The following is a 23,555-nucleotide window of genomic DNA, read 5'->3' as shown; positions in this document are numbered from 1 at the left end:
AAGTGAATTTTAATCGATTAGTGTCAACCGTTGATATGCACGTGGCAGGAGAACCACTTCGGATTATAACGGGAGGACTTCCAGAAATAAAAGGAGACTCGCAACCTGAGCGAAGAGCATATTGTATAAAGTATTTGGATCACATTCGAAAAGTCCTGATGAATGAACCAAGAGGACATCACGGAATGTATGGCTGTATCATCACTCCAGCTGCATCAGATCATGCTGATTTTGGCGTATTATTCATGCATAATGAGGGCTGGAGCACCATGTGTGGTCATGGAATTATTGCGGCGGTGACAATGGTAGTGGAGACTGGAAAATACCCTGTAACAAGTAATAAGCGAAAATTTGTTATTGATAGTCCAGCTGGAGAAGTCATCGCTTATGCAGTTTGTGATGGTCAGAAAGTGGTGGAGGTTTCCTTTGAAAATGTTCCATCATTTGTATATAAAAAAGATTATCCAATTCAGTTAGATGGTAAATCATTTCATGTTGACATTGCGTTCGGTGGAGCGTTTTATGCCATATTGGACAGTAAAGCATTAGGGTTAAAGGTCAACAATGAGTGTTTACCAGCATTACAGGATTGGGGTAAGAAAATAAAGCTATTTATAGAGAAAAATAGTAATGTTCAACATCCTTTACAAAATGATTTAAAAGATATTTACGGTGTCATTTTTTCAGACGATGCCGTAAATGGTCATGCTGATTTACGCAATGTCACCATTTTTGCGGATAGACAAATTGATCGTTCACCATGTGGGACAGGGACAAGTGCTCGAGTGGCAAATTTGTTTGACAGAGGTGAGTTTAATCAGGGGGACACTTTCCTACATGAAAGTATTACTGGAGGTATTTTTAAAGGAGAGATCATTCAACCTACTGAAGTAGAAAACTATCCAGCTGTTGTACCAATGATTTCAGGAACAGCACGAATTACAGGGCTTCACCAATTTGTTGTAGATGAGCGAGATGAAATGCCTGAGGGGTTTAGGTTGGAATAGAAGTAGAGATTACTTTGTACTCTATATGATATTGCAAGATATATTAGATTTTAACATTAAAGTAAACGAATAAATAAGTTATACACTCTTCGTAAAAGGGTGTATAACTTTTTAATATATAGAAAAACTGTAATTTTAATAATTAATCTATTGAAAGACAATAAAAATTATAATTTATTGTGATAACTTAACAGTAAATGAGATTTTGATAATGCGAGAATGGAAACGGATTAAGATAAAACGTGCATAAATGTATAAAGAAGCACAGGAAATTATTTTAAAAGATGCTCTAATTGTAACACCATTCAATATCAGTTTTAGTATCTAGCAAAAATACGGTCAACTATATACCGCGCCCCTCATTAAACGGAGTCTTTAGCATAAGTTGAATTAAATAGATAGATAAAAATAGTTCTATAATTTAATACTCCTACAATCAAAATAATACCCACTATTTTATAATCAATAAATTAGTGGGCACTATTTCTATATTTTTAATAATATATTTTTAATTCTGATTATTTATTAGATACTTTGTCCAGTTGTGTATTGTTTTTGTAGACATTATTGTTTGTAAAATGATCTGGTCTTATTTTAGCTTTTAAATTCATTCCAATTAAATAAACAATTGCAGAAATTGCAAGGGATTGAAGAGCAGGGATACCGAAAATAACTACGTATTCAGTAATATACCCTATTAAAGCTCCTGATAGAACTGCAATGGTTGCAATCCAGTTCCACCCCTCATTATCCACCCATTCTTGTTTTCTGATAAAGAAAAAGTCTACAAACATTACTGCTGCAATTGCTGGATAAATAACCGCTAAAATAATAAGGAAATCTTGAAAGTAAGATAATATCCCGACCAAAGCCAGACCGATCCCTAAGACCGATCCTATTATTGTTAGTATCGCTCTGCCCTTACTAGTATCAATATTAAACATATTAGCAGCTGCTAGTCCAATTGAATAACTCGCAACCATCTGGCTTGTCCATAGTGCAACCCATAGTATTAAAAATCCCCAAAATGGGAAGCCCAAGTCCTGCATTACTGCTACAATGTCTGCATTTCCAACTCCTACTGACATGATTGCACCTGTAAAGAAGAATAGTAAGCCAATTATAACAATGCCTAAAGGTATTAATGACTGATCTTTCAATGTTGGTTTTGAATAACGTGTATAATCTGATGCGATTAACCATTGTGCAACATTTGCACCTAAAACCAAACTAATAGCACCAAAAATTGTTATAGATGGCTCGGGATTCCAGGATAAAATAGATGACCAACCTTCTCCTCTTAAAGCAAAATATACTCCTGATGAAATAAGAAGAATACCAGCTGGAACCGCCACATAATCAGTCCATTTCATTGAGTTATATCCTAAAACTGCTGGTAGTGCAAATAATAGCCCTGTTACTAGAGTAATAACAGCCCATAGAAACCAATCTTGTCCATAATCAATTCCTAATGTTGCTGACAACGCATTGCCTGCAACCGCTGTGTTTAGTCCAAACCAACCCACATTTAGTACTACAAGAGCAAGACCAACAACGAATCTAGCTTGTAAAGAACCAAAACTAGATCTTGCAATTACGGATGATGGTCTTCCAGTTTTTGCTCCCAAATATCCCTGTAAAGCATTCCCGATCCACTGTATAATTACCAAGCCTACTAATAAAATAAAAAATATACTTGATAAACCAAAGCTTCCAGCTAATGTTGCACCAACCATTATAACTGGTACTGCAAATTCTAACCCACCAAAAATGGTAGCGGGCACTATCCAATGTTGACGCTCCGATAATGGAACGGCGGAAAGTGCTGAATCATTTTTTTTCTCCATGAATTAGTTCCCCCTAATATGATTTATTATTTAATCTAGGCGTTCAAAGTAAATATCCTCTGCCCCTTTCAACCATATACGTTCTCCAATTTCATCTAATATATTGAAATATTTGAAGTCTATTTGTGCAAATACATTGACAGGTTCATTCCCTCTATTACTTCTAGCTAATTCAGCACCATAATAGATGGCTATGGCTTGGGAGGGAGGTATATCTCCCTCCGAGTTCCAATCCCGCCAATAGCATAATTCACCTTTACCAGTGTAAATTGTTTGATTCTCTCGTATTGGATAATCGTTATTATCATATTTTAAGTTAACTTCTCTTCCAGACCATCTTGATTGTGTTACAACACTTTGAAAGGGTAGTGATTCCCATATTATTTTGCACGTTTGAGGAGCCGAATTTTCAATTAAAGTAGCATATAGTTCTTCTCCACCTTCAAATCTAATTCTTATCCGTTTCAAAAGTTGATTCACCTCAATTTAGTTAGTTTCTATAAGCTTTTCCTGTTTTGGGATCAAAAGTAACTCCATATTCCTCTAGTGCTGTTTCACTATCGATGTAACCATCAATTATATCTTCCACAATATTTTCTAATGGGCGTTCAACTGAATTACCAAATCCACCGCCTCCACCAGTTTCTACAAGTATACGGTCTCCTTTTGAAAGTGGTTTAGCGTTTACTTTTAACATAGATTCTTCTTCATTCTTTGCTATTACCGTAACTTTAGGTGGCTTTCCTGACTTGCCTCCAAATAGTCCCCAAGCGGGTTCTTGTGATCTTTCAAACCATAGTGATAGGTTTGCATTACTTCGAAGTTCATATTCTCTTGTAACACCTAGACCACCTCTAGTTTTTCCTGGTCCCCCGGAGTTTTCCCTAAGAGAATATGAATTAATTTTTAATGGATACTTTTCTTCTAGGACTTCAACTGGCATATTTTTAAAGTCCCCATTAGAGTTATTAATTAATCCTGATTGCCCATCGTTAGATGAGAATCCACCCCAACCCCCTGCAGTAGGTTCTACATATAAGAATTGGGATGTGGAATCTTTGTTTTGACCAGCAATAGTTACAACCATTGAATCTCCGTAATGAGCTGCTGCAGATTGTTCTTTTAGTACAGGAGATAAAGCCTTAACGATTAAATCTATTAATAATCCCAAAGAAGTAAAATACCATCCACAAGCAGCTGGTTCTTCAGCACTGAATATGGATCGTTTAGGAACAACAATATCCATTGTTTTAAAGTTCCCACCTGTTACTGGAGAATCTGGACCAATTAAATGCTTGAATGCAACACGGCAAGCTGAAACAGTTTGTGCTAATCCACAATTAGTCATACCTTGTTTTTGCTCACTTGATCCATTTAGGTCAATTGTTAAGTTTTCTCCATCGATCGTTACTTTAACTTTAACAGGTACTGGTTCATCAGATACTCCATCATTATCTAGAAAACCTTCTTCTTCATAAACACCATCTGGAATACTTGCAATTTGTTCCCGGTCCATAATTTCTGATTGTTTGAATATATCCTGAATTGAACGTTTAAAAGTATTAAGACCGTGTTTTGTTATAATGTCTGTAACTCTTTTTTCACCTGTTCTACATGCTGCAATTTGTGCATTCATGTCTCCTAATGCATCATTACTTAAACGACTATTAATTGTAATAAGGTTTATAATATCTTTACGAGGATTACCCGCATCATAAATTTTTGTAGGTGGAATTCTTACACCTTCTTGATAAATTTCAATTGCATCCATGGGATAACCAGGGTCTTTTGCTCCGATATCTAACCAATGAGCACGTGTAGCAGAAAAACCTACTAATTCTTGTTCAAAGAAAATAGGTGATATTATAGTAATATCGTTCAAGTGAGAACCTGCCATATAAGAATCGTTCATTATATAAATATCACCAGGGTTGTATTTATCATTACCACCTATGAAGCTAGTAGTTTCTTTTATACAAACGTCAAGATTTCCCAAAAACATTGGTAACCCCGAGGATTGTCCTAATAATTCTGCATTTTCATTGTAAATTCCTACACTACAATCTTTCATCTCATAGATTATCGGCGAAAAAGAACTACGGGCTAAACTTTCATTCATTTCTTCTGCCGCAGAAGTTAATGCATTCCGAATTATTTCAGTAGTAATAGGGTTCTCTAAAAAAACGGGAGCAGTTGTTTTACTCATCTTCATTCCTCCTAATCACTTCAAGATTTCCTACACTATCAACCTTCACTAGGTAGTTCTTTGGAACAACAATAGTTGACGTTGGAGATTCAATAATTGTCGGGCCATTTATTGTATGTCCAAATAGTAAGTCGTCTGTTGAATATACCGGAGTTTGTATTTCTTGATTGTTCCAAATAACTGGTTTTCTTCTTATAGGCTCCGGTGCTCCTACAGATTTTTCGGAAGCTTGGATGTTTTCTTTGTTCTCAAGTTTACCTAGGGCTACTATACGCAAGTTTACTACTTCAACTGCACCTTCGGGATTGTTATGTCCATATATATTCTGGTGAGAATCATGGAAAAGTGACTCTAATTCACTTATAGATGTTTCATTTAAACCGTTTTCATTTAATGGTACGGTAACGGTATACTCTTGTCCTACATATCGCAGGTCCACTAGTCTGTTAAAGTCAACATCTTGTTTCGAGATGTTTTGTTGTTTAAGAACTATTTCTGCATTTTGCTCCATTTCTTTATAGAGGCCACTAATTTTTGTGTAGTCGCTGTCTTTCAATAAGGATACATAGTTGCGTACATCATCATGTCTAATATCTGTTTGTAGCATTCCCCATGCTGAAAAGGTTCCCGCAGTAGTAGGGATAAGTATTCTATTAATGTCTAAGTAATCTGCAATTAACATAGAGTGCATTGGGCCTGCACCACCAAAAGCAACCAAAGAAAAATCTCTTGGATCTATCCCCTTAGAAACTGTTAACGTTCTAATTGCATCTGCCATTTTGGCATTAGCTATATCACATATACCTTCAGCAGTTTCATTAACTGTTAACTCTAATTTGTTAGCAAGGTTTTCAATGGCATCATAGGCTGCTTGCCAATCAAGTGTCATTTTTCCACCTAAAAAGCCCTCGGCATCAATCCGGCCTAATATAAGGTTAGCGTCAGTCACAGTTGGATTTGTACCGCCATTTCCGTAGCAAGCTGGTCCAGGGTTAGCGCCAGCACTATGAGGGCCTACTCGTAATCCTCCGCCTTCAATCCAAGCTATTGATCCGCCTCCAGCACCAATTGTGTGCATATTAACCATTGGTGAGAGTATTGGGAATTTTTCGATGTTTCCTTCAGAGGTAACATCAGGTTCTTCGTTGATAACCATACTTACATCAAAACTAGTTCCACCCATATCAACACATATTAGATTATCTTTTTGTGTTTGTTGACCAAGTGTTAAACTACCCATTGTACCTCCAACAGGTCCAGATAAAAGCGTTTGAATTGGTTTTGATTTTGCAATTTCAGATGTCATAACCCCACCGTTAGATTGCATAATATATAAGTCTCTGTTTAATCCTCTATTATCTATTTCATTTTCAAACTTTAACAGATAATCTTCTACAATTGGAGCAATATAGGCATTTATAACAGTTGTACTTGTTCTTTCATATTCGCGCCACTCTCGTACAACTTCATGTGATAAGGAAACAGACATACCAGGCATCTTTTCTTGTATCCTTTGTTTAATATGTTTCTCATGATCTGGATTTTTGTATGAGTGTAACAAGCATACCGATACTGAATCATAATCTCCTTTTGAAATTTCCTCAATAACATTATCTAAGCTATTATGATTTATAGGTGTATCTACTTGTCCATCTACTAAAACACGTTCTTCTACCTCATAAACATGGCGGCGTTTAATTAGAGGTTCTGGCTGTCGGTATTGAATATTATAGATTTCCGAGCGATTAGCACGGCCTATTTCATATAAATCTTTAAAACCAGATGTAACGATTAATGCAATTTTAGATCCTTTTCTTTCTAAGAAAGCATTAAGTCCAACTGTTGTTCCATGTACAAAAAAATCAACATCGTTAAAATCAGTTACCATTCTACTAATTCCACTTAAAACCCCCTCTGAAAGATTCTCGTTGGTTGTTGGAACTTTTTCGGTTTTATATTGACCTGTCTCTTTATCGAACAATACTACGTCAGTAAATGTACCACCGATGTCAGCGGCTAAGCGATATTTTGTCATCTAGATAATCCTCCTTGGTAAATGTAGTTTAAAGATTAGAAATTTGTACTGTTTCACCTCCTTAAGATGGCAACGATTTCAACAAAACAATAATGCAATAATCATGCCAAGATTTTAAATCGATCTTAATGGAAGAACATATTCCTCCCACTTCTCCTTAACCATTTCTCTCCCCTTATTCACTTCCGGATGAAATTGAATATAAGATTGATCCCTGGTTTCTTCCACCACTTGAATCGCTTCCTCTATTTCTCCATCCAACCCTTCAAAACCAGCCTGTTTTGCAATGGTAAGTCCAGCTGTTGTTCCTTGTGCTGCTGCAACTTTGGCACCTTCAATACCTGTAATATTTCCAGCAACATATAACCCATCTAATGGGGTTTCCATTCGTTCATTATGTAATGGAATATAGCCACCTAATTCTTCTATTAAATAAAAGGGACAACCTGTAAGTGCGGCTAATTCTGCTAATGGATACAATCCACCCGCAATGCAAACGAAATCAGCTTCTACATTTTCTTCTGTTCCAGCAACTATCTCACCATTTGAATCTATGGTGGCTACTGTAACGCCTTCTACTTGCTTTTCCCCATAGATTTCGATAACTGCTTTTCGAAGTTGTATTGGAATATCCCACATGTTGACGCCTCTTTTCGGATAAAAAGTAACCCCTAATTTTTTCATGAAATCATTCTTCATTAACTTACTTCCTAGTTTTACAAATTGTGATGGTGCCATATGGGAAACGTGAAGCAATGAATCTAGTACATGCTTAGGGTGTGCTTGTTGATCGGTTAGTTGACTCATTTTTGGTAATGCCATACATGCTACATCGATTCCGGCCAATTTTAATTCCATTGCAATTGCGGAAGATAGAACATTCACACCAATAATTACCCCACGTTCACCGGGTTTTACTCGATGCACATTCGTCATCACTTGAGCAGCTCCAACAGACATGACACCAGGTAACGTCCATCCAGGTACTGGTATTGGCGACTCTGCAGCTCCAGTTGCTAGCAATAAATGATTAGTAGAAAGTGTTTCATGTTCGGTATAAATCGTCCATTGACCATCATGATGCTCAATATTGTTTACAGGTGTGTTTAGTTGGATTTGAACCCCAAGATCTAACGCTTGCTGATGTAACCGAGCTGATTCTTCTATTCCGTTCCACCAAGACCCATCTGGCTGTTCATAAAGCTGACCTAGTAATCTACCACCAGCTTTTAAATACTCATCGATGACAACGACATCCAATCCCTTTTGAGCACAGGCAATTGCTGCTGACATTCCTGCGGGACCCGCGCCGATTATAATGACATTATTCATTCTTAGCACTCCAATCCTTAACAGGGGTTGGAAGTGTACCACCACTTTCGATCACCATTCCCTCTTGAAGGGGCGTTAGACAGGAACGAACACCTTGCTTCCCATCAACGGTGACGCGACATTCAAAGCAATGACCAATATTACAATAAATTCCTCTAGGTGTGGCCTTTTCTTCATGATGTCGAAGGGTTCGAACACCATTTGCCAATAGTGCTGCTGCGATTGGTTCTCCATTCATTCCGTAATATTCTTTTTCGTTAAATGTAAAAGAAACTTGCTCCTTTTCTTCTATGGAGCCAAGTATTGGATGGTCTACAATGCGTTGTGTCATGATTGACCTCCTCCTAAGTCACCAAAGTGAATTGGTCGTATTGGGGGTTGATATTTTAATGTGATTTGTGTTTGTCTTTCATCCGTTAAATCAGCTGCTAGTTTATCGACCATATTACGACATGTTCGACCACCACAATACCCCATTCCAGCTCTTGTTCGTAGCTTTAATTCCCTTGCTGAACAGTTATATTTATTGGCTGTTTCGGCTAATTCTTTATAAGTAACCTCTTCACATCTGCATATAATCATGTCTTCTGTCAATTGGATCACTCCTACTGTAATGTCTGTACCCAACAAAATATGCAAGATTGATGCCAACTAGCCTTAAACTTTTATCCCAAGCTTGTTTAGGCGGTTGTAGAGGGTTGCTCGGGTGATTTGCAAGTTCTTTGCACAATTTTGTTTATTGCCATCTACTTTTTGTAACTCTTTTAAAATAATTTCTTTTTCCAGTTCTTGTAGACGATCGTTCAAAGACCGGTTATCGTTATCCATATAAATAGAGGGGTTAGGGTTTCCGTTTTCTATTATATCTGTATCAAATGGGAGGTCTTCCAGTTTGATTTCCCCATTATCGGAAAATACAACGAGTCGCTCGATTACATTTTTTAATTCTCGTATGTTACCAGGCCAGTTATGCTGCAAGAGTGTTTGCATAACAGCTTGAGATACGCCGTGAATCGGTCGGTTATACTTAATCGAAATTTCGTGCAGGAAATAATGTGTAAGTTCAATGATATCCTCAGGTCTTTCTCGTAAAGGAGGGATCTCAATACTTACAACGTTTAGTCGATAATAGAGGTCTTCTCTAAATTTTCCTTCTTTAATTAGTTCTTTTAGATCACGATTAGTAGCAGCAACAACATGGAAGTCCACTTCAATTTCTTTTGTCCCTCCTACTGGATAAAATCGCTTTTCCTGTAGTAAACGTAAGATTTTCACTTGCATATCTAATGGCATCTCACCAATCTCGTCCAAAAATAGTGTTCCGCCTTTTGCCAGTTCTACTTTCCCTTTTTTCCCTTTTTGGTCAGCACCAGAAAATGCTCCTTTTTCATAACCAAAGATTTCACTTTCGAAAAGAGCAGCAGGAATTGCACCACAGTTAAGGGCGACAAATGGCGCTTGTTTCCCTTCCCGAATATGATGGGTAGCTTTGGCAAATAATTCTTTCCCAACCCCACTTTCTCCGTGAATTAATATATTTGCGTCGGTAGAGGAAGCTTTTATGATTTTGTTCTTTGTCTTGTCTAATACACTACTGTTTCCTCTGATTGGAGCAAACGGATCTTCTTTTGCCATTAATTTGTTGACTTCTTTTTCCAAATTAAATAACCGTTCTGATGTGGTGTACAGTTCTTTGTTAAGTTTCACTTGACTAGTGATATCCTGCTCGGAAACAACTGCTCCAATAACCTGATCATTGTAATGTACAGGATTTGAATTAATTAACACAACTTGGTTTTCACGTGCAATATGTTGACTATGGTAGACAGATGTTTCCTCTTTTAACGTATTTAAAATTTCCAATCGATCAGGACTAAAGAAGTCGGTAATGGGTTTTCCGATAATTTCTTCACTTTTTACGGAAAATAGTTTTTCCGCTCCTTTTGACCAAACGACGACACGTTTATCGCTGTCAATAACGGTACAAGATTCATCAACAGTAGCGACGATCGTTGACAAATAGGCTTTTAGTTCGTTATTGGCGGTTATTAATTTTTCACAGAACTTTTGATGATCAAGATACCCAATTATTTTTCCGTTATCCTTTTTGATGACAACGCTTTCAAAAATATTAAGTAGATCTACGCACTCCCTGATGTCAGCAATTCTAGATAATTCACCACATCTTATGTACTGCAGTTGTTTTGTCGATGTATCCATTTTTACATGATATGTTTTATCTTCTTGCACTAAAAAAATGGGTTCAGATTGATTCGAATCAAGAAGGGATCTTATTTTCTTTTCGGTATAGTCGTTTTCATCTCGTATTAATTTAAAATCCATTCCCATAAAGTCTTTCCATTCACCTTTTTTTACGTACACATTTATCACCCCGTTTAACTGTATAAGTTAATGTACACTTTATAAATATTTTTACACATTATTTTTCAAAGAGCAATATTATTTTGAATTTTATGCTGTTCAAAAAGTTGGCATCGAATTTGCATTAAAACAATTGAGCAACAAAGAGAGGGTGATTCGATGACACAAACAATACATCGTGACGTGGTTGTAATTGGTGGCGGCATTATGGGAGCGGCAATTGCCTATTATTGCTCGAAAGCAGGAATCGACGTTACGGTACTTGAGAAGAAAGAATTAGCAAGTGGCACCTCATCCAGATGTGATGGGAATATATTAGCGATAGATAAAGATCCCGGCTTTGATAGTCAAATGTCATTGAAAAGTCAGCAACTGGTACATGAGTTAAGTAAGGAATTAGAGATTCCCTTTGAATATCGCAATCCAGGAAGTATTTTAGTTTGTGAAAATGATACAGAAATGGAAGCTGCCGAGAAGTGGGTCAATCAACAACAAGAAGCAGGACTTGATTTTAAGATGCTAGATCGGGAAGATTTGCGAAATGAATCCGCCTATTTTGCAGATGATTTATATGGTGGATTAGAGTGTGCAACAGATTCAACGGTAAATCCATATATGCTCACGTATTCCATGTTTTATAGTGCGAAAAAGCATGGTGCCAAAATACATACCAATACTGAAGTGAAAAATCTATCAAAGGATGCCAATGGCCAGTTTGTGCTGGAAACAACAAATGGAACATTCACGGCCACCCAAGTAGTGAATGCTTGTGGAGTCTGGGCTCCTTTTATCGGCGAAATGGTGGATGTAGAGATTCCAATTAAGCCTCGGAAAGGACAATTGATTGTCGCTTCTAGACAGCAACCAGTAGGACTGCGAAAAGTTATGGAATTTGGCTACTTAATATCGAAGTTTGGTGGGGAACGGCAGGTTGATGCCATTACCGAAAAATATGGGGTAGCGTTAGTTTTTGAACCAACAGAAAGTCAAAACTTCTTAATTGGTAGTAGTCGGGAATTCGCAGGGTTTGATGTAAAGGTGAATCATGACATCACAAAAAACATTGCTAGAAGAGCGGTACGGTTTTATCCAAAAATGGCGGAAATGACAGTCATTCGTACTTATGCAGGATTGCGGCCATGGACAGAAGATCATCTGCCAATCGTCTCACATGTTGATGCTGTACCAGGATTTTATGTAGCGGCAGGTCATGAGGGAGATGGTATTAGTTTGGCAGCGATTACAGGTAAAGTGATGGAAGAAATGATTTCAGGAAAGGAAACATCTATCCCAACAGATCCATTACGAATTGATCGGTTTAAAGAGAGGGTGAAAAGCTAGATGAAATTTCAACGGTTATTTTCTACGATTGATACCCATACAGGTGGGAATCCGACGAGAACAGTTATTAGTGGCTTACCACCGTTAAAGGGAAATACGATGTCAGAAAAAATGTTGTATATGAAAGAGAATTATGATTGGATTCGAAAATTTTTAATGAATGAACCGCGTGGTCATGATGTGATGTCAGGTGCATTATTAGTAGATCCATGCCATCCAGATGCAGATATTGGGGTTATTTATATTGAGACAGGTGGTTATTTGCCAATGTGCGGCCACGATACGATCGGGTGTTGTACCGCACTTGTAGAGGCTGGATTAATTGAGATAGAAGAGCCATACACGTCATTAACATTAGATACACCCGCGGGATTAGTGGAAGTAACAATCAAAATAAAAGACGGTAAAGCAGAAGAAGTATCCTTTGCGAATGTTCCTGCCTTTTTATTGAAATCAATTGAGGTAGAAGTAGAGGAAATAGGAACCGTAGAATGTGATATCGCTTATGGTGGGAATTTTTATGGAATCATTGATGCTAGAAAGTTAGAGTTGGATTTAACAACAGATAATGCATCAAAGATTATTGATACAGCGATTACGATTCGAAATACGATTAATGAAACAGAGGAAGTGGTTCATCCAGATCAGCCCTTTATTAATGGGTTAACCCATATTGAGTTTTTCACAGATCCAGTCCATCCTGATGCAACCGTGAAAAATACAGTAGTTGTCCCTCCAGGAGGAATTGATCGCTCTCCATGTGGTACAGGAACATCGGCTAAATTAGCAACGATGTTCACGAATAAAGAAATTGGAGTAGATGAGTTGTTTGTCCATGAAAGCATTGTTGGGTCCTTATTTAAAGCTAAAGTACTTGAAACGACAAATGTGAAGGATCTTGAGGCAGTTATTGCTGAAGTGACTGGATCAGCGTGGATAATGGGGATGCATCGCTTTTTCTACAATGAAAAGGACCCGTTAAAAGAAGGGTTTTTACTAATTCCGCCAATGGATGATCATTAAGGAGGTGTGTGTAATGGATATGGAAAAAATGTTTACAACGATTGATACCCATGTTGCTGGGGAGGCATTTCGAATTGTTGTCCAAGCATCAATCGTGTTGAATGAAACGGATATTTTACAAAATAATAAGCGTTTACAATCTGATTTCCAGCATGAAAAGTATTTTCTCTTAAATGAACCACGCGGACATCGTGGAATGAATGGATGTATTGTTACGCCATCTGATAAAGCAGATATAGCAATTTTATTTTTCCATCATGATCATGACCAACAGTTTAAATATGGTGGATTAGTGACAACAATTACAGCACTTATCGAAACAGGTAACTTAGCAAAAAAAGTGAACAATGAATATAAAATCGAAACAATTCAAGGTGTTTATACCGTTTCTGTTTCAACAGAAGAGAATGAAGTAACTTCCGTTTCCTTTGAAAGTGATTCTAGTCGACTGATTGAGCAAACAAAGGATTATAGCTTAGTAGAAGTAGATGGATTACGAAATTATTATATCTATCCATTACCAAATTTGATCCCTAGTTTACAAGTAGATCATTTAGCAACAATTATGCAGTACGGAAAAGAACTAACCGAACAGCTACAAGCAACTCGTCGTATCTTTACTGGCGTTATTCTAGTGGAACCATTATCAAAAAACAGGGTTCGATCTGTGACGTTTGAAAAGGATGGAAGTATTGTACGATCTCCTGGTATGGATAGTACATTTGCCATTCACACGGATACATTAAGTAGAAGGAAAGTTGAGGAGCTTACGAACATAAGTATAGTTGATAGCCAATTAACATCAAGGTTTATCCCAGATTCAAGTAGTAAATTCAAAATGGAAGCGACAGGATTTGTTACAGGAATGCATCAATTTGTATATGACGTTGATGATCCATTGCCAGATGGGTTTTTACTAAAGTAGGGGAGGGATTCATGGCTAACAAAGTATCAAATGAAAGCGTTTTTATAAGTGAAGCTTTAACGTTTAAAGGAGTGTTATGAATGAGTCCAGACAGACGATTACCAACCTTAGGTGAAGTACTGTTTGTATTAATTGCGTTTGTGTTGGTTATGTTTTTATTTATTGTCCAGTTTGAGCTTCCGATTCAACTAGCCTTGTTAACGACTTGGTTTATCATTATCGCTGTCGGATTGCGAATTGGCTATTCCTATTTTGAGATGCAAAAAGGAATCTTAAAGGGAATATATGATGGATTGGAAGCAGTATTGATTCTGATATCAGTTGGCGCATTAATTGGAACTTGGATCGCTGGTGGGATTGTGCCAAGTATTATTTATTATGGTTTGACGATTATCGATCCAAGTATCTTTTTACTAGCAGCTTTTATTATTTGTGCTGTTACATCTTTAGCAACAGGGACCTCATTCGGGTCTGCAGGTACAGCTGGGATTGCGATGATGGGAATTGGCATTAGCTTTGGCTTTCCTGTTGCATTGGTTGCTGGTGCGGTTATATCTGGTTGTTATGTGGGGGATAAACTCTCTCCATTATCTGATACAACTGTCATGACTGCATCGTTATCAAAAGTTAATGTTATTGAGCACATTAAATCGATGTTATATGTTAGTGCACCAGCTTTTGTCATTGCAGGCATCTTATTTTTAACGACTGGTTTCTTTTTTAACAGTGGTGGTGGTGACTTAACCCAAGCAGAAAGTACAATGGCTTCTCTTAGTGAATTCTTTAATATTTCATGGGTGATGGTCCTTCCTGCTGTAGTTGTTATCATTTTGTTAGCGTTAAAGAAACCATCCATCCCAGTAATTTTGTTTGGTGCATTACTTGGCTCATTTTGGGCATTTTTCTTCCAAGATGTAGCATTTTTAGATGCAATTCGAACATTGTATACAGGTAGCTCCATTTCATCTGGTGTTGAATTTATTGATGAGTTATTAAACCGTGGCGGTATTACGTTTATGCTAGAGGTAATTGCGTTAATCATCTTTGCTCTAGGTGTTGGTGGTCTAATGGAACAAACTGGCATCTTGCGCATGATTTGTGTCAAATTGTTAGCATGGGCAGATAATGCAGGAAAAACAACGTTAGCTACCATTATTTCTGGTTTCTTCGGTAACTTCTTTGGTGGTGCTGCTTATGTATCAGTTATAACTGCAAGTAAAATCACAGAGGAAAACTATGATGATTTAGGTATTGATCGGCGTGTCCTATCACGGAACACAGAAGCAGGTGGGACAGTAACCACACCAATGGTTCCATGGTCTGATGGTGGTGTGTTTATGGCTGCGACGCTTGGCGTTTCGACATTAGCTTATTTACCATTTCTTTGGTTTAACTTTTTGGTGATTATTATTACGGTACTTTACGGTCTGACAAATAAATTCATTTGGTATACGAATGAATCAGATTCCCCAGAAATAAAAGAAAATGTTAATTAATATATTACTAGTTAAATAGAATATAAGGAGGACATCATTATGGTAAAACTAGAAGGAGCATTTCCAGTATTAATTACCCCAATGACAGAAGAAGGCGAAGTAGATTATAACGGATTGAGAGGCAACATTGACCACTTTATCAACGAACAAGTAGCAGGTATTGTGGTGAATGGGAGTACAGGAGAATTTGTTAGTTTGACGAAGGAAGAACGGTTTAAGGTTACCCAAGTAGCAGTTGAGCAAGTGAATGGACGTATTCCACTAGTAGTAGGAACAGCTGCTGAAACAACAAAGGATGCGATTGAATATACACAACAGGCTGAAGCCGTTGGAGCCGACGCTGCCTTGGTCATTAATTCGTATTATGCACATCCAAAAGACCCAGAAATTTACGAGCATTTTAAAGCAGTAGCCGAATCGGTTCAATTTCCAGTCATGCTCTATAACAATCCATTTACTTCAGGTGTGGACATTGGAACAGAGACGATTTTGCAAGTGGCAAGAGACGTAGATAATATCACCCATATTAAAGAATCGAGTGGTGATATCACAAAAGCTCGCGATATTACTAGACAAGGAAAAGGATTTATTAAAACCTTCTGTGGATCAGATGATTTAGCATTAGAGTCTTTCCTAGTAGGTGCAACTGGTTGGATTTCGGTTGCAGGGAATATTGCACCAGGTCTTGTAACAGATTTGTATAATAGTTTTGTCAAAAATGACTTAGAGAAGGCATGGGAGTTATATGATCAAGTTTTACCGCTCTGTAATTTCATTGAAGGATCTGGAAAGTATGTACAAATTGTAAAGCGTGCGATGGATTTACAAGGGTTAGCAGGTGGTCCATCTCGTAAACCAAGACTTCCACTAACAAAGGATGAAGATGAACAACTGAAAGAAATTTTAGACAGCCTGGTAGCCGTTAAAAAATAAAGGAGGAGATAAAATGATTACATCAGAGGTAAGCTTAAAACCGAAAGTAAAGGAATTTTTAGAAGGTAAAAAAGAGCTCTATATTAATGGTGAATATGTACCCGCAGAAAGTGGGAAGACATTCGAAGTATTCAATCCAGCAACTGAAGAAGTCCTTGCACATGTCAGTGAAGCACAGCCTGAAGATGTCGATAAGGCTGTTAAAGCAGCACGACGAGCATTTGAAGGTGGAGAATGGCCTAACTTGAGTGCAGCAGAACGTTCACACATGATTTATAAACTGGCAGATTTAATTGAAGAGCACCGAGAAGAACTAGCGCAATTAGAAGCATTAGATAATGGAAAGCCATATCAAGTCGCTTTAGAAGATGATATTGATGGAACAGCTGAACACTTCCGTTATTATGCAGGTTGGGCAACAAAAGTATTAGGGCAAACTGTTCCTATTTTCCCTGATTATTTAACTTATACTCGACATGAGCCAGTGGGAGTAGCAGGCCAAATCATTCCATGGAACTTCCCATTATCGATGGCATCTTGGAAGTTGGGTGCAGCACTTGCAACAGGATGTACGGTTGTGTTAAAGCCTGCTGAACAAACACCACTTTCCTTATTGTACGCTGCGAAACTATTTAAGGAAGCAGGTTTCCCTGATGGTGTGGTCAATTTTGTCCCAGGTTATGGAGAAACAACAGGAGCGGCAATTGTTGAGCATGAAGATGTTGATAAGTTAGCATTTACAGGTTCAACCGTAGTTGGAAAACAAATTATGAAAAAAGCAGCTGACCAAGTAAAGCATGTTACGTTAGAGCTTGGTGGTAAATCCCCAAATATTATTTTGGAAGATGCGGATGTAGAAAAGGCTATTGAAGGTGCTTTTGATGGTATTATGTATAACCACGGTCAAAATTGTAGTGCAGGCTCCCGTGTCTTTGTTCACCGTAAACACTATGATCGTGTCGTCGATGAATTAGTAAAACGAGCAAATGATGTGAAACTTGGCAATGGATTAGATCCTGATACAGATATGGGTCCTTTAGTGTCAAAAGAGCAGTACGATCGCGTCTATGGCTATATTGAAAAAGGAAAAGAAGAAGGTGCAAAACTCGTAGCAGGTGGAGAAAAGCCGTTCGATAAAGGGTACTTTATTAGTCCGACTGTTTTTGCAGATGTAGAAGATGACATGACGATTGCGCGTGAAGAGATATTTGGACCAGTTGTTACGGTATTCCCATTTGATACAACAGAAGAGGCAGTACGTCGTGCGAATGATAGTGAATATGGCTTAGCTGCAGCCGTTTGGACGGAAAATATTCGTACTGGACATAATGTGGCAAATAAATTAAAAGCAGGAAATGTCTGGATTAATGATTATAACCAAGAAAATCCAGCCGCAGCCTTTGGTGGTTATAAACAATCTGGTATTGGCCGTGAGATGGGGAACTATGCCTTAGATAATTATACAGAAGTGAAACAAATTTGGGTAAACTTACAAGAAGATTAATTCAGTAAATAGCTGTCCTTTTCTAAGGACAGCTATTTTTACGCCTTAATATTTAAAATAATTCTATTATTCCCTCGATTATTTCACTGATTAATATTATAATGGTATGTAAACGTATTCATTAATAAATTTTAGAGGATGCATATTTTTTCGGTGAAAATAGTATCAACTTGCTTTGTTTTCAACTTCTTTCCATTAGATGTACTTATTCGTATTTCAAGGACATGATGACCATAGCCTATCAGTCCTGTTCATCCTCTTTTTGATCGGCTGTTTTCTTAAAGACTGTTGCTTTCTAGTATGAAACGTCATGAATATAAGATGTATTATGCGTAATAACTTCACCCCGTTGATTTCCACTTCGGACAGTCGCTTTCCGCGGACAACGCTTCAGCTTCCGCGGAAGCAAAAACCGCTTCCTGTGGGATCTTCAGCTGTTGTTTTTTCCGCAGGAGTCGACTGTCCTACACTCCAATCAACTAGTATATTAGCAATAGTAATGATAAGAAAGAGGACATCACACATCAGCGAAGGAAAAACACGAAGACTCCTGCGGGAAGTAGGAGATAGGTGAGACCCCACAGGGCGCTAGCCCGAGGAGGCTCACCACTCAACCGCGGTAAAGTAGACACTGTGAAAACGAACATTTTGAACAGATGTCGCACTTATGCCCCTGGTGAAAGCGTAGTGTATTTCCGTAGCGGGGGCAACGACCAACTTACAGCATAAGTTACGAAGCATTATATAGATTATACGACGTAGAAAACAACAAAGCATGCGAAAAGAGCATTTTGAACACACGTTTTAGGGGGAAACAAAATGGATCTTATGCTTCAGCAGAATCAAACACTTAATCTGGTGATGACAACCCAATTAAAACAAGCAATTGAACTATTACAATATTCGACCTATGATTTGTATCAATTTTTACAAGAACAAGAGCTAGAGAATCCTTTAATTGAACTGAAAGAAAAGCCTTTTGACATGCCTTATACAGTAACACGGCGTTCCAGACAGCGAGATGTGTCATCCCATCAAGATCCGATAGATTTTATGCCTGCAAAGCAGTTGAGCATAAGGGATGAATTAATGGAACAAATACGGTGGTTATCGATCGCAAAAAGAGAAAAAGAGTTGATCCACTATATTCTATTAAACTTAGATGATAATGGGTATTTACCAATAAGCGTGGGAGAAATCGTAGAATATAAAGGAATGAGTATGCAAGAAGTAGAGAAGGGAGTTCAGCTCGTTCAGCAATTAGAACCAATAGGGATTGGTGCGAGAAGTTTACAGGAATGCTTATTGCTTCAAGCGCGACATTATTACCCAGATGAACAAGTTACTCTTTCTATAATCGAAGCATATCTTCCATTATTAGCGAATAAAAAGTGGCATGAGATAGCTAAACAATTAGATGTATCCCTACAGGATGTGAAGAAAGCCAATGATCTTATTCAAACACTTGACCCAAAGCCGTGTGATTTACGATCCAATACACGTACGGATTACTACATACCAGATGTTATGATTAAAGATGAAAATGGGAAATTTGTTGTCACTTTAAATGATACCTATTTACCTACTATTCATATACAGCGAGATTACACCCATTTATTAAAAGAAAAAGGTGATATTGGAAAGTATATGCAGGAGCACTATCGGAAGTACCAATGGCTAGTAAATAGTGTGGATAAACGGAGAACAACTATCTTGAAAGTGACACAAGCTATTATTGAAAAACAACAAGCGTTTCTCCATAATGGTTTTGCTGACTTGAAACCAATGACATTAAGGGAAATAGCAAATGAAGTGGAATTACACGAGTCGACGGTAAGCCGTGCAACAATGAATAAAGTGATCCAAACCCCTGTTGGCACCTTTGATTATCGAATGCTTTTTACATCCAAGATTGCAACTAATTATGGGGATGATTTGTCACAGGCGAATGTAAAGCATCTATTAAAACGTTTTGTAGAGAGTGAAAATAAGAAAAAGCCATTTTCGGATCAAAAAATTGCTGACTTTTTTAAAACAGAAAAAGGAATTACCATTTCACGTCGAACAGTTGCAAAATATCGTGATGAATTAAATATTCCACCTTCTAGTAAACGGAAGGAGATTGAAATATAGTTGTACGTTTTCAGAGAAATAAATACTGTATTTAGATAGCTATCCTCCTTTTAGAATCAGTGAGCCGTATATCAGGTGTTTATGTCGATGTCGTTTCAATAATATTTTTAAAAAGAAATGTATTTTTAGAGAGGGATGCTATGATGGAAAAGCCAGAGCTGTTAGTCCTTGCTTATCAAAGTAGATCATTAAATGCCATAGTTGAGCATTTAGAGGATGTAGGGTTTTCTAAACATTGTAAGATATCAGGTACATTAGTAAAAGATCTGGAGTTTAATAGTGTGATTAATCCCCCCACCCTAATGTTAGCTACTAGTGAAATAGTTTATAAGATGAGTGAAAATTTTATTAATCCAAATACACCTTATATCATTGCAAAAAGATCTATTAACTTTGCAAAAATTAAAGAATTATTATCATTACCTCGTTTTTCACGTATATATCTTGTGAATAATATGAAAGAGGCAGCAGAGGAGACGATTAACACACTACTTGAAGTAGGTATTTCACATGACTATATTCCGTATTACGGGCAAATAGAACCAGATTCATCCATAACCATTGCTGTTACTCCTGGAGAAGTTGAAATGATTCCAGATACAATTTCTACAAAAATAAATATTGGTCATCGTCTTTTAGATATGACAACCCTTTTTGAGATTTATAAGTTCTTTGGAATCTCTACTTTTGGTTCTAACAATCAATTAACAGCAAGATACATTCATTCTAGCATTACATTAATAAAGGAATTACATCAAGAAATTCTTCAATCAAAAGGTTTACACAAGAGCTTGGAAGGAATTGTAGATAGAATAGAAGAGGGGTTAGTAGTTTATGATCAATCAAATCGAATAATTTCCATTAATTCTCAGTCGCTAAAACTATTAAACAAAGAATATAATCAACTGATAAATAATGATATACGTACTTTACCTGTATTGTTTTATAACGCATTTATGCAAGTAGAGATGGAAAAAGAAAATTTTATTGATATTGACAATATCCCATATTATATCCGTAAAAAAAGGATATTTGTTGGAACAAAGGTATTTGCAACCATTATTTTATTTGAGAAAGTTGATCGAATAAAAAGGATTGAAACGAAATATAGAAGAAGTACTAGGGATAAAGTTTTTAAAGCAAAACATCATTTTTCAGATATTAAAACAAATTCACCAAATATGATTTCACTAATTGATAAAGCTAAAAAGATGGCTTATAGTGATTCAACTATTCTTATTTCTGGAGAAACAGGTACTGGTAAAGAAGTAATGGCTCAAGCAATACATTCAGCCTCCAATAGAAAAAACGAACCTTTCGTAGCTGTAAATTTAGCTGCAATTCCTGAAACATTAGTTGAGAGTGAATTATTTGGTTATGAAAAGGGTGCTTTTACTGGAGCGAATCAAACAGGTAGTACAGGCTTGTTTGAGCGAGCGCATAAAGGAACAGTATTTTTAGATGAAATAGGGGATGCATCTCCCATTATTCAAAATAGGCTACTTCGAGTTTTACAAGAAAAGGAGATTCAGCGTGTCGGTGGTGCTTACCCCATCCCGATTGATGTCCGGGTCATTACAGCAACTAATAAAAATTTAAGATTATTAATAGAGGAAAATAAGTTCAGAAAAGATTTATACTACAGATTGAGTATTCTACCAATTTCAATAATACCACTGCGTAAACGAAAAGAAGATATTTTATTATTAATTGAACTATTCTCAAAAGAATTTGAAGAAAAATTACAATGTAATCCGATAACGTTTTTGGATAGTGCGCTTGATTACATGTTTAATTACCATTGGCCAGGAAATGTTCGTGAATTAAGAAATACTGTTGAATATTTAGCACATGTACAGGAAGGCGATGTTTTACCAGAAGATTTACCTTTCTACGATAAGGAACAAAGGGATTTATTAAATGAAAAAGAAAATAATGAAGAAATGATTATACGGGACTTAAGGGAAAGAGGATTTTTGGATGAAAGTATTACAATCTTAACTACCTTAAGTAAGATAAACGGGAGTATTGGAAGAAAAAAATTATTAACTCTAATAATAGATAGAAATCAAAACCTGACAGAGCAAAAATTACGATATCGGTTAGAAACATTATCTAAAATGAATTTAATTGATGTGAAACAAGGGAGGAAAGGAACGAGTATAAATGATGAAGGTATGCGCTTTATAAACTATATCAAACAAAAAAAACATAATACTTAAAAAAGTGTGCAACGTTATTAGTAAGTAGCTCACTTACCGTGGAGAAAACACCAAATCACATAACAAATATCATATGGTTTCACAGCATCTTTTACAACCATTTTAACACTTGTTTTAACACGAAAAAATGCTTGGATAAGTTATGATATGGTGGTTACCCCTAAAAGTTAGAGTTTTATTATGCAGCTGATTGGCTGGGTTGAGTTCTGTATTCTACTGGACTTAATCCAGCCAATTTTTCTTTTGATCGTTCATGGTTGTACCAGTAGACGTATTCTTCAATCCGTCTTTTTAATTCTACATAGCTTACTAATTCTTCCCCATAATACATTTCTTGCTTTAAAATACCAAAGAAATTCTCCATCGAAGCATTGTCTGCGCAGGTTGCTTTTCGTAACATGCTTTGGAATATTTTATTTTCTTTTAATGTCCTCACCCATTGGTTGTGTTGGTAATGCCAGCCTTGATCGGAATGGATGGTAGTGCGATAGGTTGCACGATTCTTTATCATCTCTATCGTTTCTTTTAAAGGTTCCATGACAAGATCTAACGTTGGACGTTTCTTGATACCATAAGAAACAATTTCTCCATTATAAAGGTCAAGCATCGGATTTAAATATAACTTCTCTTCACCTAGACACTTGAATTCTGTAATGTCAGTAACTAGTTTTTGAAGTGGAATAGATGTGTTAAAACGGCGGGATAATCGGTTTTTCGCTACTTTTCCAACGTTCCCCTTATAAGAATTGTATTTGCGAGATTTCCTTATAAATTTCACACATTTTAACCCTAGTTCTCGCATGATTCGATACACTTTTTTATGATTGATAAGATGTCCTAATTTCTTTAATTCTTTCGTGATACGTTTATAACCGTAGCGTTCATGAAACTTCTTAAATAAGTGTGTAATGAGTTCTTTTAGTTCTGTGTCCGAATCTTCTATTTCAAAGTTTTTCACATGATAGTGATAGGTTGCTTCAGGAATGCCTACTACAACGAGAATATCTTTTAATCGGAATCCTTCTTCTTTGAGTTCGAATGCCACCTTTGTTTGTGCTTTTCGTGGAACGCATTCGGATTCTCCCGAAAAGCTTTCAACTTTTTAAGTAGGCATTTTCTAGTCTTAGTAGTTCATTCTCACGTTCTAATTCTTTTTCGCGTGTTAACTT

Annotated in this window: 18 protein-coding genes; 9 read left to right on the top strand and 9 right to left on the bottom strand. The window is 36.9% G+C overall.

Features of this window, described 5'->3' with window-relative positions:
• Positions 1–2 precede the first annotated feature (2 nt).
• A complete protein-coding gene (locus GHC26_RS14005; protein ID WP_226376952.1) occupies positions 3–1,007 on the top strand; it encodes a proline racemase family protein in 1,005 nt (334 codons plus the stop codon).
• A 518-nt stretch (positions 1,008–1,525) separates the two neighbouring features.
• On the opposite strand, the gene GHC26_RS14000 is transcribed toward GHC26_RS14005, so the two are convergent.
• The 8 genes from GHC26_RS14000 to GHC26_RS13965 all read right to left on the bottom strand — a co-directional run bounded on the left by GHC26_RS14000 (position 1,526) and on the right by GHC26_RS13965 (position 10,809).
• Entirely contained in the window at positions 1,526–2,854 is a 1,329-nt protein-coding gene (locus tag GHC26_RS14000; protein WP_163971874.1) for a purine-cytosine permease family protein, read from the bottom strand.
• 30 nt (positions 2,855–2,884) lie between these two features.
• Positions 2,885–3,322 carry a DUF3830 family protein gene (locus GHC26_RS13995; RefSeq protein WP_163971873.1) on the bottom strand — a complete coding sequence of 146 codons (438 nt, stop codon included), beginning with the start codon at positions 3,320–3,322 and terminating at the stop codon, positions 2,885–2,887.
• Between the two features lie 22 nt (positions 3,323–3,344).
• A complete protein-coding gene (locus tag GHC26_RS13990; protein ID WP_226376951.1) occupies positions 3,345–5,060 on the bottom strand; it encodes a hydantoinase B/oxoprolinase family protein in 1,716 nt (571 codons plus the stop codon).
• Entirely contained in the window at positions 5,053–7,095 is a 2,043-nt protein-coding gene (locus GHC26_RS13985) for a hydantoinase/oxoprolinase family protein (RefSeq protein ID WP_163971871.1), read from the bottom strand. Before GHC26_RS13985 ends, GHC26_RS13990 begins: the two co-directional genes overlap by 8 nt.
• A 114-nt stretch (positions 7,096–7,209) precedes the next feature.
• Positions 7,210–8,427 carry an NAD(P)/FAD-dependent oxidoreductase gene (locus tag GHC26_RS13980; RefSeq protein ID WP_163971870.1) on the bottom strand — a complete coding sequence of 406 codons (1,218 nt, stop codon included), beginning with the start codon at positions 8,425–8,427 and terminating at the stop codon, positions 7,210–7,212.
• On the bottom strand, positions 8,420–8,758 hold the full coding sequence (locus GHC26_RS13975; RefSeq protein ID WP_163971869.1) for a (2Fe-2S)-binding protein: 339 nt from the start codon (positions 8,756–8,758) through the stop codon (positions 8,420–8,422). The genes GHC26_RS13980 and GHC26_RS13975 overlap by 8 nt, the downstream gene beginning before the upstream one ends.
• A complete protein-coding gene (locus GHC26_RS13970; RefSeq protein WP_163971912.1) occupies positions 8,755–9,009 on the bottom strand; it encodes a (2Fe-2S)-binding protein in 255 nt (84 codons plus the stop codon). The genes GHC26_RS13975 and GHC26_RS13970 overlap by 4 nt, the downstream gene beginning before the upstream one ends.
• A gap of 75 nt (positions 9,010–9,084) precedes the next feature.
• Complete coding sequence (locus GHC26_RS13965; RefSeq protein WP_226376950.1) at positions 9,085–10,809, bottom strand: sigma-54 interaction domain-containing protein; 1,725 nt, start codon at positions 10,807–10,809, stop codon at positions 9,085–9,087.
• Positions 10,810–10,968: 159 nt separating this feature from the next.
• Between GHC26_RS13965 and GHC26_RS13960 the strand changes: the two genes are divergently transcribed.
• The 8 genes from GHC26_RS13960 to GHC26_RS13925 all read left to right on the top strand — a co-directional run bounded on the left by GHC26_RS13960 (position 10,969) and on the right by GHC26_RS13925 (position 22,386).
• A complete protein-coding gene (locus GHC26_RS13960; RefSeq protein WP_163971868.1) occupies positions 10,969–12,150 on the top strand; it encodes an NAD(P)/FAD-dependent oxidoreductase in 1,182 nt (393 codons plus the stop codon).
• Complete coding sequence (locus GHC26_RS13955) at positions 12,151–13,173, top strand: proline racemase family protein (RefSeq protein WP_163971867.1); 1,023 nt, start codon at positions 12,151–12,153, stop codon at positions 13,171–13,173.
• Between the two features lie 13 nt (positions 13,174–13,186).
• Entirely contained in the window at positions 13,187–14,098 is a 912-nt protein-coding gene (locus GHC26_RS13950; protein ID WP_163971866.1) for a proline racemase family protein, read from the top strand.
• Between the two features lie 80 nt (positions 14,099–14,178).
• Positions 14,179–15,594, top strand: a complete 1,416-nt coding sequence (gene nhaC, locus GHC26_RS13945; RefSeq protein WP_163971865.1) for a Na+/H+ antiporter NhaC — start codon at positions 14,179–14,181, stop codon at positions 15,592–15,594.
• A gap of 39 nt (positions 15,595–15,633) precedes the next feature.
• Positions 15,634–16,527, top strand: a complete 894-nt coding sequence (dapA, locus tag GHC26_RS13940) for a 4-hydroxy-tetrahydrodipicolinate synthase (RefSeq protein ID WP_163971864.1) — start codon at positions 15,634–15,636, stop codon at positions 16,525–16,527.
• Positions 16,528–16,540: 13 nt separating this feature from the next.
• Positions 16,541–18,031, top strand: a complete 1,491-nt coding sequence (locus GHC26_RS13935) for an aldehyde dehydrogenase family protein (protein WP_163971863.1) — start codon at positions 16,541–16,543, stop codon at positions 18,029–18,031.
• An 819-nt stretch (positions 18,032–18,850) separates the two neighbouring features.
• Positions 18,851–20,164, top strand: coding sequence for an RNA polymerase factor sigma-54 (gene rpoN / locus GHC26_RS13930; RefSeq protein WP_163971862.1), 1,314 nt, complete (start codon positions 18,851–18,853; stop codon positions 20,162–20,164).
• Positions 20,165–20,307: 143 nt separating this feature from the next.
• Positions 20,308–22,386, top strand: coding sequence for a sigma 54-interacting transcriptional regulator (locus tag GHC26_RS13925; protein ID WP_163971861.1), 2,079 nt, complete (start codon positions 20,308–20,310; stop codon positions 22,384–22,386).
• A 178-nt stretch (positions 22,387–22,564) separates the two neighbouring features.
• On the opposite strand, the gene GHC26_RS13920 is transcribed toward GHC26_RS13925, so the two are convergent.
• Complete coding sequence (locus GHC26_RS13920; protein ID WP_226376949.1) at positions 22,565–23,431, bottom strand: IS3 family transposase; 867 nt, start codon at positions 23,429–23,431, stop codon at positions 22,565–22,567.
• Between the last annotated feature and the right edge of the window lie 124 nt (positions 23,432–23,555).

It is taken from the genome of Oceanobacillus halotolerans (genome assembly GCF_010993955.1).
GTDB lineage: Bacteria > Bacillota > Bacilli > Bacillales > Amphibacillaceae > Oceanibacillus_A > Oceanibacillus_A halotolerans.
This window is presented reverse-complemented; position numbering and strand designations above follow the sequence as displayed.